The organism is Natrinema salsiterrestre (assembly GCF_029502005.1).
GTDB lineage: Archaea > Halobacteriota > Halobacteria > Halobacteriales > Natrialbaceae > Natrinema > Natrinema salsiterrestre.
In genome coordinates, this window is record NZ_JAMQOT010000016.1 from 39139 (window position 1) to 53806 (window position 14668).

Here is a 14668-nt window from a genome sequence, read left to right on the forward strand (position 1 = left end):
TATGAGTACGAATACAGCTGATAGCGAGTATAGTACGAGAAAGATCCATCAATCACTGGGCGGCACTACGGCGTTCTTTCGAGGGTACACGATCGGCGAACTCATGCTGTTTCTCTCAGTGGCGTTCGTCACTGTCATCGCAGCGACGTTCGTCCCTGCTGCACTGACGATCCCGGTACTGGGATTCGGAATCATGCTCACGATCCTCCTGTTCTTGCTCCATAAGGTGAAGCCCAGATACCTCTGGCTCACCGAGTGGCTCGCTGCCCGCTTCGGCTGGGCGATCCAGAACAAGGAGTATGCCCACGGTGGTGAGGACAACAGCGAGGTTCGGTATCTGACTCGCTTACAACGGGTGTACCCCCACGCTGTCGAACGAACGGATGGTGCACTCGTCGGAGCGATGCAAGTCGAGCCAGCGAACATGGCCCTCGAGGACGACGATGCATGGGCGAAGGCTGTCCAGTCGCTTTCTGAGTTCGTTAACTCGACTGTGGACTTCCCAGTGAAGATCTATATCACCAGCCGAGAGGTCGACGATGACGATGTCGTCCGTGCACACCAAGACCGACTCGGTGACGCTGATGTTCGGTCACGGCCGGTCTTGAAGCGGCTTCTCGAAAAATACGTCACCGCGAATACGACCGAAAGCGGAGACATCGACTCAGAGACGACAACGATTCGCGAGTACTACCTCATCACTGCAGTGAACGATGACGATGTCGAACAATTCGATGAGACGGGTGACAGCGTCCTCGCCTATCTCGCAGAGATGCCTATGGTAGGTCGATTCTTCGACCGGTTCCAGACCGATGAGCTAACTGACCCTGAGCGTGAGCGACTCAAAGCAGAGCAACTCGAGTCACGACTCACACAGCTTCGACGCGGCGGCTCGTCGCTCTACCAGTGTTCAGTTGGCCCGGTTGACGCATACGACCTTGCTCGGATCACGAAGGAGTACTGGTCGTGTCAGTCCGAGGAGTACGCTGATATCACGGATACACTGGGTACGTTCCCAGTCGTCGCCCACGGGATTAGCGATGGTGTTCCAGCAACGCCCGATCCCGATGACGTCCTCGATGCAATGGACGAACAGACCAGTACGTCGGAATCAGCCTCGGACGATCGTACTGAAGAGAATATCGACGAGGGTCTCTCGATTCCATCCGGCGATTGGTTGCCAGATACGTCGACGATGCACCAGTCGGTTATCGCCCCGACGACGGTCGATTGGGAGACGACCTACGCCGTGATCAACGACGAGACGTACGTCCGTACGTTCTGGATCGAACAGTTCCCCGAGGAACCCTCGGATGGCCTCCTCGAGCGTCTATTGCTCGAGACCGACCTTCAGACGGATATCAGCATCCACCTCGACCCGTTCGACAGCCAGTCGGCCCAAGACATGATGGCGGACTGGATCTCGGATTTGAAGATCAATCAGCACGACTCGAACAGCCTCCAATCCGAGGATCTTCAGGACGATATCGATCAGGCGAAATACATGCGGTCGCTCGTTCGTGCGAACAAAGCGTCGTTCTACCGCGGTGGCGTGTTCATTCGCCTCGCCGCTGACAGCGAGCAAGCGCTCGACAATCAGACGACTCGCTTGCGGTCGATCGTCAAGGATGCCCCGGCGAACTGTACGCTCAAGGTCGCGAGCCGGTGGCAAGAACGTGGCCTCGCAACGGTGTCACCGCTCGGGACGAACGAACTCGGTCGCGATCGGATGTCCACACTGACGAATCAGGCGATCGGCGCGATGTTCCCGTTCTCGTCGAACTACCAGATGATGGACGACGGTATCGAGTACGGCTATCACGGCCACAACGGTTCTCCCATCCGAATCAACCCGTGGGAACTCGAGACCGGGCACAGCGAACTCGTCGTCGGGATGCCGGGTGCTGGGAAAACGTTCGGTGATATCATGCGCCACCTGCGGATGATGAAGCGGCGCAACGACACGATGCTCGTCCTCGTCGATCCAGTCGGCGGCTTCCGTGGTATCGCGGATGCTTTGAACGCGAAGACGATCACCGTCGGGGGCGACACGAAACTGAACCCGCTCGAGATCCGAGAGACGCCACGGCACGTCCTCAAGTCCAACGATGGTATCTCACCTCTCTCGGCGAAGAAAGACGAGGTCTACGCCATTCTCGAGAACTTCCTCGACGCTCGTGATATCGAACTCGGTGCCGAGACGGGTGTCCTCTCGTACGTCATTGACGAGGCCTACCGACAAGCAGGGATCGTCGAGGATGATGTCTCGACGCATACCTCGAAGAACTCACCGACGATGCAGGACGTCCATCGGATTCTCTGTGATATCGCCGAGAATCCAGATGAGCACAATATTGCGGCATCCGAATCCGCTCGCGAGCGTGCCGCACAATATGCAGACGAACTTGCAATCGCGTTTCAGCCCTTCCGAGAGGGCGGTGCCTACGAAAATCTCTCACACCGCTCGGAGATCAATATCCTCGAGGGCGACAACAAGGTCGTCTACATCGATCTCGGGCAGATCGAGGGCAGCGCATCAGGAATCGACCGCCAGACGTTCCTGATGCAACTCTTGCTCTCGACGATCTATCAGCAGGCGAAGAACACCCAACGGAACGTCGAACTCGCGATCGACGAAGCGCACTACCTCTTCGAGGACCAGGCGAACCTTGATTTCCTCGAGACGGCATTCCGTCACCAGCGCCACGCCGGCCTTCGAATGGTTCTCCTCTCGCAGACTGCCCAGGAGTTCTATGAGACCGAGCAGGCCGAGAAGATCATCGGGATGTGTCCGATCAAGGTCTTTCACAAATTGCCCGACCTAGGCGACGAGACAGCCGACAAAATCGGCCTCACAGAGGAACAACGTCGGTACGTTCGACGGGCTGATGCAGGGAAGGAAGACCTCGGATACAGTCAATCGCTTGTTCGCGTCGAAGAACATGGAACGTATCCGCTGCATCTCGTCGCCGACGACTTCGAGAAGCGCGTCATCAACTACGACCCAGAGGACCAGGCCTTCATCGAGCAGGCAATTCGTGAAGAGCCAGCGGAGTTGCTCGCCTTCGAAGAGTTTGTCGAGAACGAAGCCCAGCGCAACGCGCTTGCAACGCGTCTCGATCTCAGCGCAGACGCGGCCGGTCGGCTTCTTGAGGTAAATCTCACGAAAGAGGAGGTTCTCGATGCGCTCGTCAAGTATTCCCTCGAGACAGACAGTGAGAAGTCGGCTGTCCGGCCTGATGGTGGAGAATCAGGAGAGTCAGTTACTGCAGAGGAGACGACTGAAACTACGTGTGATACCTAAGACCATGACTAGGCTCAAGCGAATCAAGACGATCTTGGATTCGTCGCCACAGTACGAGGCGACACAACTCGACTTCGGTAAACACGATTCGTTCGTCCAACAGCAAGCGGATACGCCAGGTACGCTGCTGCGGATCCGCCCCTACAAAGAGAACAACGGTATAGCGGACGGGGCTGGGGTTCTCCAGTCAGTCCACGATGTGACGACGAACTTCCGCGGAAAGAATACGAGCGACCACCACTCGTTTGAGGTCTGGTTCGACAAAGGGAAGATCAAGTTCTACATGCACGCTGCCACTGAGGCAGCTGTCGACAAGTTCCGTCGTCGTGTTGGGAACAACTACGCCAACAGCGAGGTTTTCCCGGTTGAAGAGGGCTATGCGTTCCCCATTATCAACTCTGACGAGTACGTCGCTGGTGCGTGGCTCGAGATGGAGAAGATCCCCTACTACCCGATTCGCCATCACAATAGCGAGGGGTTCGAGACGGATCCCTACGGCGAGGTTACGAGCGAGATGCTGTCGCTCGATGAGAGTACCGTCGTTACGCAGGTCGTCTTCCGGCCTGCAAAACAGTCGTGGACCGACGGCGACCGGTTCAAACATAATAGCGTCGACGAACTCGCTCACGCGCTTCGGCAAGGGACGTCCGTCGGCTGGCTCAACCCTCGTACGCGACCGCCAAGCGAGAAGGACAAACAGGCCGCGAAAACCATCGAACAGCAGCGTGGTCAGCAGGCGTTCCACGTGAACATTCGCGTCCTCGCTGCCTCGAGCGAACAAGACGAAGCCGAGGCCCGTGCTCGTGGCGTCGCGGGAATGTTCAGGAAGTACTACAACGCGATCACTGAGCAGGGCCTCGACGACAAGCCCGTCTGGCATCGCCGAGAGAGCAAACGCGCAACGCGGCTTCGGCAGTTTGTCGAGCGAATGCGTGACCGCGAGTGGATCAATCAGCACATGATTATGACCGTCGACGAACTTGCCGGTGTCGCACACATCCCCAATTCGGAGATTGAGACACCAAAGATTGACTGGCGATATACACAGCGTGGTGATCGGTTGCCAGCAGATGGAAGCCGATACGCAGCTGACGAATCACCGGTAGATGGGCAGACCCCTAGCATTCCGAACGAGACAGCAGTCAGCTTTGAAGAGCCCACTCGAGAGCAGGAGGGATTCGATGGTGCTTGATCGCTTCTTCGGACCCGGCAACGAGGCTTCCAGCGACGACCGACATGAGGAGCGAGTTGCTAGAGGCGATGAACAGACAGAAGAGAACACGATCTCAGAATCGTCCACTCATCAGCAACCCGATCTCGATGACGGTGACCAATATAATATCGTGGAACAGAACACGACTCGTATTGGTGGGAAGCCGGTTATCACGGAAACAGTCGACGAGGGAACAGTTGCAGGCTCGTTCGTTCGAGAAATGTTCGAAGCTGGGATGTACAACGCACCAGCCCCACTCTGGATTGGCTACTCAGAGGATCCCCAGACTGGTTTTCGTGAGGCGCCGCTCCGTTTCGAGTCGCTCTTTCGCCACACCTGGATCGCTGGAACAACTGGCTACGGAAAGACAACCGAACTCCTGAATATGATGGTTCAGTGGGCCTACTCCGGCTATGGCTTCACGTACTTCGACCCCAAGGGTCGTGACTCTCGAGAGTTGCTCCGGATGCTCCCCAAACATCGTCTCAAGGACGTGGTTTGGATCGAACCTGGCTCGACCACCCACGAGAAGACGATCGGGATGAACTTCCTCGAGGTGCCCGAGTGTGAGACTACCGAGGAACTCGAGAACGAGATCGAAAACCGAGTTGAGAACCTGAAAGCGGTCTTCGATACTTCCGATTACTGGGGTATCAACATGGAGGCGATCACCGAATCGATGGCGCGAGCGATGATGAAATCGGAGAAGCCGTTCTCGATTATCGATATGTACTTCACCTTACTCAACGCCGAGCGGCGCGAAGACTTCGCACTCGACGTTGAGGACCCCTATATCAGAGAGTTCTGCCTCGAGATCGCGAACATGGAAGAGGAGACGATCCGCCCGCTCCTGAAACGGATCAAGTCGTGGGTCGAGAATTCGGTGATTCGTCGGATCATTGCCCATCGTGAGAGTACGATCGATTTCCGAGACATCATTGATAACGACCGAATTGTCATTGTCCGAACGCCCGTCGAGAACACAGACATCAAGAAGATGGTCACGCTCGGCGTAATGCGCAATCTCTGGAGTGCTATCCAGCGGCGGTCGTACGAGATAGATACGACGCCGGATCCCTACTTCGTCCTCTGTGATGAGTTCGATGATATCGCCAGCGATAATCTCGATATCGAGTCAATGTTGGCTCGAGCCCGGTCGATGCGGCTCTCCGTGACCCTTGCCTCACAGTATCCCTCGCAGTTTGACGAGGATACGTTGAAAGCGATGCAGAACAACTGCGACAACCTCCTCACGTTCTCGGTCAACGACAGTGATGACGCTAAGTTATTGATGAAACGGTTCCGCGACTACACAGCAGAAGACCTCATCACGACCGACCAGTTCAAAGTGTGGACGCGGCTTCCCCTCTCTGGAGGACGATACTCCGAACCCGTCTTGATTCGGACGTTTCCGCCGTATCCGCCTCTCCGTGGCACAGACGACGTTGATGATGTTATCGAACAGAGCTTAGAGCGCTATGGTACTAAGCCGTTGACTGACGCGGAGATCCTCCAGAACCTCATCTACAGCGACGCCAATGAAGCCGCCAATCCGACGAAGATACTGGATGAGACCATGGCAGAAGCGCTACGTACAGTCCAGATCCGAGAAGGTGTGCGGGCGGAAAACGGCTGGGTCGACGTCACGGCTGTTGACGAGGAACTCATGGCCCGTCTTGAGAAGACCGAGCCTGAGATTGATTATGCATACGAAGACCTGCCGGACGTGCGTGATACCTCGCAGTTGATCGAGGTCGACCTGCAGAACGACGAGATCGTCGCTCGCCTCACTGACAAGGGTGAAGAGCTAGTCCGGCCCAAGACGGGCACTGTCGGCTCAGCTGGTGGAACTAGCCACGATGCAGTGCTCCTGGATGCTGAGGTATCGCTCACTGAATGCGGGTTTAGTGTCGAGATCCTCGAGCAAGATGGGAGCGAGCAACCTGACGCAGTTGCCACGCACCCAGATCGCGATGTGGTGTTTAACATCGAGGCTGAGACAACAACGCCCGACCGACCGGCGAAGGTTCTGCAGAATCTCAAACGCGCTCACGAGGAAGACCGCATTCCGATCTTCGTTGTTCGACCTGGAGAATCTGAGACACAGGTGGCATCACGAGTCGAGAATATCCTTTCAAAGCCACTGCACGAACGATCGGATGGCACTGAGCAGTTCTACAACTGTGATGAGATTGTGACCTTCGGTGGTGGCGCGACAGCTCATGGTGGCGTCACTGCGGTTCGTCCACAGACGACGGATGCAAATCGGACTGTCTGGGTACGTGACAACGGAGAGCGTGTGCTGTCAGATGGTGAGACAGAATTTACCCGTGTGCCGGATGATGGTCCGACCTCGAAAGATGATGTGCCGGCCTACTACAGTTATGATCATGAGTCCGGTCAGTACACCGTCCACCAACCCGGTGAGACACTGACTTACAACTCGAAAAGCGAGTTCGAGACAGAGTGGACGCCGATCAAACGGCCGTTCCTTCCCGACGTTGACCTGCCAGACGCGAACTATTCGCGTGAGAGCTATCTCATCCTGATACACCCGACAGACGGGAGTCCCCTGCTCTTCCAGCAGGGCGACACGTACGAGCTGTCTGAATCGCCGGATAACGAGGAGCTATGGCCAGATGCTTCTTCTGCTGAACACTCCAAGGCTGTGGAGCCGTCCCAGCCGGCAGAATCATGCTCCACAGGAGAGCAATCTGTACAGATCGAACCAGATAGTGATGGCATCGAGGCGTTCGCAGCGATGTACATCAGAGAGGCAGATGGTGTGCAGATACCGAAGGAAGAATTGTTTCAGGCGTACTCGAGATGGACTGATCAGCAGGACATTGATGGGACAAACGCGAGCTGGTTCGGTCGGAAGCTTGCGAACGTCGTTGAGTATGAAGATGACCGTATCAGAGACAGCGATAATCTGGTAACAGTCTACACTGGAATTGACCTGACCAGCGATGGATCAAAGCTCCTTGAATGAGATTCATATCATAAACATGTCTATATTTAAAGAGAATAAAACATTGGATACCTCTGCACTAGCACTAGTATTCCGATCTCTGCTCATCAGGCCAGTCACACGCCAATTTCCTGTTTACACCACTATTTGTTCAGGGCAAATTAATTATTCAGGTCAAAGGTCTGAAAAATGTTCAGGGCAAAACCGCAGGACGGAAGCGATGTTCATGGCAAGTCGAGGGTCAAAACCAACTAGTATAGAAGGGGTAGCCCCCGTTGGACAGGGTAGCGAACAGCCCACTGGATTTCGGTGTGTTTGTCAGCACCGTGATAGTGGATGCACGATGTCCAACTGGACGCATATTACGAGGTCGATCGATGATGTCTGAGAGTGCGGTCTCGGTATTCCCCGAAGAACTACGTGAGCGCGACCAGTGGGTCTGCTGGAAAGAAGAGCCTCGAGATGGGAAGACGACAAAGATACCCGTGACGCCAGGCAGTGGTGCGTTCGCGTCGTCAACGGATCCCGAAACATGGGCGTCGTTCAAGACAGCACTCGAGTACGCTGACACAGGGAACACCGATGGCATTGGCTTCGTCTTTACCGACGACGATCCCATCGTCGGTGTGGATCTGGATGACTGTCGAGATCCCGCAAGCGACGACGTCGACGGCATAGCGCTGGACATCATCGAGCGACTCGATTCCTATACGGAGATCTCTCCCTCGGGTACTGGGTTCCACGTACTCATTGAGGGAGAACTCCCAGATGGGCGGAACCGCCGTGGCAGTATCGAACTGTACGACACTGCCCGGTTTTTCACCGTGACCGGCGACCGCCTCGAGGACACGCCACCTCGCGTTGCACGCCGGCAGGACGCACTAGTAGCAATCCATCGTGAGTACGTCCAAGACTCTGACCCACGTTCAGAGCACGAATCTGGGAACCATCGCAATAGGGACGAGACCGAAACGACAGGCAGTGCAGCTCATACTGGCGTTGATCTCAAGGATCAGGAGCTGCTCGAGCGAGCGCAGAACGCATCGAACGGTGAGAAGTTCGAACGGTTGTGGCGTGGTTCGACTGCTGGTTACGAGAGTCAGTCAGAGGCGGACATGGCGCTGTGTTGTTTGCTGGCGTTCTGGACTGGTGGTGACCAGCAGCAGATAGATCGGCTCTTCCGCCAATCAGGGCTGTTCCGAAACAAGTGGGATGAGGTCCACTACGCAGACGGCTCTACGTATGGCGAGAAGACCATCGAACGAGCGATTGCGAGTTCCTCCGAGTTCTACGACCCGGACACTCGAGATACGTCAACTGAATCTATTCCAAGAACAAGCAAGTCGTCCACCACTGCTAGCCGTGACGAATTGGAGCAGAATCAGAATCGTGCGTATCTAGTCGAGAAGAATCGACTGTTGACTGTCCGTGTCGACGAACTTGAGGCCACGCTCGAACAGAAAGATGAGCGTATTGATCGCCTCGAGGCAACGATCGAGGATCTCAAAACCGAACTTGCGGAGCGTAACCGAGAGATCAAGCAGACTCGAGAAGGACAAGCCGAGACGATGTCCGACTGTGACACCGCTTCAGAGACATCCTCTCTGTGGGGACGATTATTTGGAGGTAGTTCCAAGTAACTCGTTGAGAAAAGGGTTTCTTCAACTTAGAGCGACTGATAATAGAGGCACCCAATTCGGTAAGTAAGTCTGCGAACTGAATGACAACAGTTTAAGTCCAGTTAGTCATCAGAATCCGTCCCTACTCTGAGGGGACGCATCATGTCGTGATCCTCGTGTTCAATCATGTGACAATGCCACATGTATTCGCCAGTCTGGTCGTTGAACAACCCTTTGTACTCTCCAAAGTGTGCAATCACGTGAACCACCTCACCAGGATCAACAGTCACTACGTCTTTCCAGCCCAATTCGAAGGGTCTTGGTGACTGGAATGTGTCCGTATCGATGGTCTCCGCGGTCGCGTCGTAGTCGGCCAGCGACTGTCGGCCCAATACCTGAAAGTGGATAAGGTGGATATGTATTGGGTGCGACATCCCGGTGTTATTAGCGATACTCCAGATCTCGGTATCACCGAGCATTGGATTTTCGGTGACGGGATCAGTCAGTTTGTACCCTCGTATTTGATCCTGTGTCCCGAGTAGGTGGAGCCTCCGTCCATAGTCATCGGTTCGCGTAGAGAGCCAGAGCTTTCTGTGTCTGTCAACCGTGTCAGCAGGGAGTTTCGGAACTGTCGTTAGTTCGTTCGGGACCTGGCTTGAATCTTGAACATTTCCTGCGTCGTCAACGTCGATGAGCATAACCTCCGGAAGTGGCTTCGTCTCCTCGCTTCTCTCTAGCGTGCCTCGGTACAGTGATGGTGCATTGTTGTGGAGGAGCAGCGTTTGGCCAGCGTAGTCGGAAAAGTCAACGACGACATCGGCACGTTGACTCGATCCAAGTTCGAGGCGATCAGTGATCTCGACCGGTTCTGAGAGGAGACCACCATCGTTCCCGATCTGGATGAATGAGGGACCATCGGCAGCGGTCTCGCCGGAGGTTTCGTCGTACTCAAGGAGTGTAAGATTGTAGTATCGACTATTTGCCCCGTTGAGAAGCCGCAACCGGTATCTTCTAGGTTCGACAGGCAGTCGAGGCCAGGCTTTCCCGTTAACGATTGACGTATCTCCGTAGAACTGTGGAACGATGCTTGGCTCCGGTTGTGGATCATCTCCACGTATCTGATCATCCGAGACGGCTGTCGGATAGAACAACGATCCGTCATCATTGAAGCTTCGATCCTGAAGAACGAGTGGGATCTCGTACTCGCCCTCTGGTAGCCCGAGTTCCTGTTCGTGTTCGTTTCGAAGGAGATAGAAGCCCGCCAGACCGGCATACACGTTTAGTCGTGTGATGCCGAGAGAGTGGTCGTGGTACCACAGAGTCGTTGGAGGCTGATCGTTCACATAGTAATAGTCATTTTTCTCGAATTTCGGTCCCGTCTCCTGAAAGTCCCGAGTGAACCACGCCTGAGCATGACCATCGCTCTCGGATTCGACGTTCCCACCATGAAGGTGCGTTACGACGCGTACGCCTAGCGTATCGTACGGTATAAGATCGCTATGGATCGTCGTATCTTCGGGTAAGAGGTGATCGTCTGGTAATTCGTTTTGCCACCGCACATAGATTGGTTCGCCCTGTTGGGCTTCGATAGTCGGCCCTGGATACTGGCCGTCGTATCCCCAGACTGTCGTCAAGGGAAGATCGTTGTGGAGTTTCTGTTCAACCTCACGCATCCCAATTTCGTAATAAGGTTGTCCGTTTTTCGTCCCAGTTGGCTCTATAACTCCTGGGCGTGGAACTTGGTCGACCCATTTTTCGAGGTCTGGCGACGAATGCTCTGATACAGTAGTTGGTATTGGTTCCTCCGTTGAGCTCGGTGCTGAACAGCCTGCAATAGCCGAGATACTTGTCGCACTGGTTGCCAAGAGAAGTTTACGGCGTGAGACACCTGTTCCAAGCACCTCGCTACGCTCGTTCATAATACATATTAGCGTATAAACCTCTCATGGATAGTGGTGAGGGCCGTTCCTGTCGGATGGGAATCGAGAGAACATGCTTGTCACTACTACCACCTACTGTATTTCATAAGATGGGGAAGTTGGCTGGAGAATTATTGGTATAAGAAATGGGCGAGTTCTAAATCCACAACGGCAGGTGAAACTACTGACCTAGGCGATATGTATTTCACCTGTATTTGTCACGGTATTTGAACCATCGAGTTCCCCGGAATGTTGACGCTCTATAATCGCTTTAAACGCGAAACCTAAGAGATGTCGCCTGTCTCATGGAACTGGTCGGGGTAGGACGTCTCCAGGAAGTATACATCATGCCCACGTTCAAAGTTACCGTCGGTGAACGTAATCGTCTCAATCAGCGCACGCATAGCCACATCAAGGCTGCCCAAGCGGGTAAAGACCTTGACGATGCCCAGCCAGTGTTGAACTTCGGATCGTATGCAGAACTTAGTCGCCTGCTTAGCCCGAAAAACCTATAACTGTTGGTGACAGTCTCCAAACACGAGCCCGAGAGCATCCGCGAAGCCGCTGACCTGGTGGAGCGAGACTACAAGCAGGTCCATCGGAACCTTTCCGAGCTCGAAGACATTGGCATCATTGAGTTGAAAAACGACAGACCTGGTCAGGCAAAGAAACCGAAACTGGCCTATGACAGTCTTGAAATTGACATCTTGTTTGCAGAATCGAATGGGAGTATCGGTTCAGCAGCACCCTGAAAGATCCTGTTCTTGGATATCCGAAAACCGAAGCCCTCACTCTCTGTTCTCGCTACACGTGGTCGACGAGTTACTCTGGCGCACCGATGTACTTTGCCAGCAGTATCTATGAGATGAATCCCCTGTTCGTTCGAAACAATTGAAGCGGTAGCGCAGAGTCACTCGATCCCACTTTGATCTCTTCGGGGGTGTGCGAATGATGCGCTGATACGCTCACTTGTGGTTCTCTTTTCGCCAAAGAAACGCGATGCCAGGTGAGCCATCAATTACCCAGAGCGAGAATACCAGTAGATACGGTACTGTGTAAATAGCGAGAAAGAGAAAATGTTCGGTAGTCAGCATCTCGTTGAAGAATGTACTGAAGATTCTCTCGATTTGCCCAAACAATGTTGGTTCGCCTCGGTATGGCGGAAGCGTAACGATTGGCCAAAGAAGCCGATCGCCCGGCGAAACACCACGTTTTGGAACGGCGAGCATCGCATCACCAACGAGATGCGACCAGTATGCCAGGACAAATGCGATACCGATATCTCGGCTTCTGAAAGCTGTTACACCGAGAATAAGTAGCCCAACGGGGACAGCAACGAGTATGGAGTGAGCGATAGAATAGCCTTGTGGAAAGAGATGGAGTCCCCATGAGAGCGTTTTATCTACGACATCCGGCAACTGAGTGCCGACTACTATTGCGAGAACGACTCCAAATCCAGCTGGTGGCTTACGTGTCACAAAACGATGACCAAGTGAATACAGAACATAGCCGAAGGCGAGATGCCCCCATGGCATCATAATCGCATCACCAATCGAGGAGCACGGTAATGCAGAAATCGAGTAGCGGTAGAGATGACTGTAGAACCACTATCGTCTGATGATCTCATTGTTAACGGGTAGTAACTCGATCCTTAAAAGCACGCAATATCGATATACATATCTACGACGGGAAGCCGTTCTGCGACGAACTCTGTGCCGATGGCATCCGCCCGTTGATCAAGCATCGGATCTATTCCCCGCTGGATAAAGCGCACAACGCCCGGCTGAATCGTCGCTGGTACAAACCGCCAGTGATGGTTGAACCGTTTTTTCAAGCATCAAGCGCACGCACGGCAGAGCCGAGCGTGCGCGAAGCTGGTACCTCGAATTCCGGGAGCCGGTGCTGAAATCTGCTGTCTACAATCTTCGTCGGACGGTTAGATATCCGTAGAAGTGACCGTCGTCTCTCGGTTTCTGACTAGTGGCTGAGTTAGTGAGTACGCCGAAATCGAGCTTCGTCTAGCGATCCTACGAAGCAGATCGCTGATGTCGCAGGAACCTCGCCGAATATTCTTCGCAGCCGTCGAGACGAACTACTCTGGATCGAAGTCTGTATTTCTAGCAGATAACCAGTGAGGGAAACGCGATGAGATCTACTCAAACGCTGACTTGAGTTCGTTTTTTCTCCCCCTGAGGGGTGAGGGCGTTCTCCGAAGTGAGCGTCCATCGTCGAGAACAATGACTACGAGCGACTGTAGACCGGTGTCCTTCGATGATTCGGACACCAGACGTGACGAGATGCACAGTACAATGGAAACCTGGGTCGACGACCTCGTCGACGAGGTTGATGACGCAGTCTCGAGTAAGCAGTTCCAGGAGTGGCTCGATGTCCAGAGTCACTTCCACGACTACTCCTACCGAAATAAGCTGCTGATCACTCGTCAGTGTCCGAACGCGACTCGCGTTTCCGGCTATCGAACCTGGCAAAACGAGTTCGATCGGCATGTGAAAGAAGGCGAGAGTGCAATCTGGATCTGGGCACCGATCATCGCAAAGCAGTGCCCCGAGTGCGAAAACTCGCCGTCGTACCACGATCGAAGCGACTGTGAGTACGACGAGACGTCACCAGAAGAGTGGTCGAAAGGACTCATCGGCTTTCGGCCAGCGCCAGTCTTCGACATTTCTCAGACAGAGGGAGAGCCACTGCCCGAACTCGAGACCGAGGCGACCGGGGAGGCCGACGAGCTGGTGCCAGCGCTCCTCGAAGGGGCTTCGATGCTTGAAGTGGGAGTCGAGGTCGTTTCTCCAGCGGAGTGGCCTCACGGCGATGCCAGAGGTGTGTGTCAGTACCGTTCTCCTGCGGAGCGACCACTAATCGAGGTCTGCGATCGTGAGAACAGCGCCGACCTTGCCGTAACGACCGTCCACGAGTACGCTCACGCACTCTTGCACGGTGATGTCGATGACGAGACCGAACGCTCGAAACGCGAACTCGAGGCGGAAGCCGTCGGCTACATCGTCGGTCGGTATTTCGGGCTGGACACGAGTGGGTCGGCGTTCTACCTCGCTGCATGGGAGTGCGAAGAGTCGGAGGCCATCCTCGATCGACTCGAGCGGATCAGTTCGACCGCTGCGGAGATTATCGATGTCGTTGACGAGGTGATCACAGTTGAGTGATCGACACCTCCTCTTCGAAATCGTCGACGCGCTCGAAACGGAGGGGCTCGGGTGTAACGAGTACCAACTGCAACGAGTGATCGATGTTGAAGCACTCAAGCACCTCGTGGACTCGGCGAACGATGATCTCGAGGTTAGATTCTCGATCGGAGAGTTTCGTGTCCTCGTCACGCAGTCCGGTGTACGGATCCTCACGAATCCATAGATTGGCTTTGTTGGAATCCTTAACTTTGATAGTTTCTACACCACCAATCGCTCAGTACAGATAGTTCACTGAACGGTTGTTTATTCCGGCCCCTGTTTTACGCCGTAGGTTGGTCTAACAGTGAGTGATGGTAGCATCTGTATTCGGTTAAGCTTCTGAGCCTGCATAGAGATCAGCACACACCTCCTCTAAGAGCGTCATTCGTGCCGGAGACGGCTGTTTAGCTTCTTGATACAGCAGCTCAGGGATGTTCGGCGAAGG

Annotated in this window: 7 protein-coding genes and 3 pseudogenes; 8 read left to right on the forward strand and 2 right to left on the reverse strand. The window is 54.4% G+C overall.

Going from position 1 to position 14668, the window contains the following annotated elements; translation table 11 throughout:
* Position 1 precedes the first annotated feature (1 nt).
* The 4 genes and pseudogenes from NDI89_RS23275 to NDI89_RS23290 form a co-directional block, all read left to right on the forward strand.
* Positions 2-3304, forward strand: coding sequence for a VirB4 family type IV secretion system protein (locus tag NDI89_RS23275; RefSeq protein WP_277525218.1), 3303 nt, complete (start codon positions 2-4; stop codon positions 3302-3304).
* A gap of 4 nt (positions 3305-3308) precedes the next feature.
* On the forward strand, positions 3309-4496 hold the full coding sequence (locus NDI89_RS23280; RefSeq protein ID WP_277525240.1) for a DUF8128 domain-containing protein: 1188 nt from the start codon (positions 3309-3311) through the stop codon (positions 4494-4496).
* On the forward strand, positions 4486-7509 hold the full coding sequence (locus tag NDI89_RS23285) for a TraM recognition domain-containing protein (protein WP_277525221.1): 3024 nt from the start codon (positions 4486-4488) through the stop codon (positions 7507-7509). Before NDI89_RS23280 ends, NDI89_RS23285 begins: the two co-directional genes overlap by 11 nt.
* Positions 7510-7868: 359 nt before the next feature.
* Positions 7869-8988: pseudogene (locus NDI89_RS23290) on the forward strand (phage NrS-1 polymerase family protein); the annotation flags it as partial.
* 241 nt (positions 8989-9229) lie between these two features.
* Here NDI89_RS23290 and NDI89_RS23295 read toward each other — a convergent pair.
* Positions 9230-11026, reverse strand: a complete 1797-nt coding sequence (locus NDI89_RS23295) for a multicopper oxidase family protein (protein ID WP_277525225.1) — start codon at positions 11024-11026, stop codon at positions 9230-9232.
* 347 nt (positions 11027-11373) lie between these two features.
* Here NDI89_RS23295 and NDI89_RS24015 point away from each other — a divergent pair.
* Positions 11374-11778: pseudogene (locus NDI89_RS24015) on the forward strand (HVO_A0114 family putative DNA-binding protein).
* 213 nt (positions 11779-11991) lie between these two features.
* On the opposite strand, the gene NDI89_RS23305 reads toward NDI89_RS24015, so the two are convergent.
* The gene (locus NDI89_RS23305; protein WP_277525229.1) at positions 11992-12564 is read right to left on the reverse strand and encodes a metal-dependent hydrolase; all 573 of its coding nucleotides are present in this window, start codon (positions 12562-12564) and stop codon (positions 11992-11994) included.
* 143 nt (positions 12565-12707) lie between these two features.
* On the opposite strand from NDI89_RS23305, the pseudogene NDI89_RS23310 reads away from it, so the two are divergent.
* The 3 genes and pseudogenes from NDI89_RS23310 to NDI89_RS23320 form a co-directional block, all read left to right on the forward strand.
* Positions 12708-12976 (forward strand): annotated as a pseudogene (locus NDI89_RS23310) (IS5/IS1182 family transposase); the annotation flags it as partial.
* Between the two features lie 287 nt (positions 12977-13263).
* The gene (locus tag NDI89_RS23315; RefSeq protein WP_277525230.1) at positions 13264-14202 is read left to right on the forward strand and encodes a DUF955 domain-containing protein; all 939 of its coding nucleotides are present in this window, start codon (positions 13264-13266) and stop codon (positions 14200-14202) included.
* Positions 14195-14407 carry a HalOD1 output domain-containing protein gene (locus tag NDI89_RS23320; RefSeq protein WP_277525233.1) on the forward strand — a complete coding sequence of 71 codons (213 nt, stop codon included), beginning with the start codon at positions 14195-14197 and terminating at the stop codon, positions 14405-14407. The genes NDI89_RS23315 and NDI89_RS23320 overlap by 8 nt, the downstream gene beginning before the upstream one ends.
* Positions 14408-14668 lie beyond the last annotated feature (261 nt).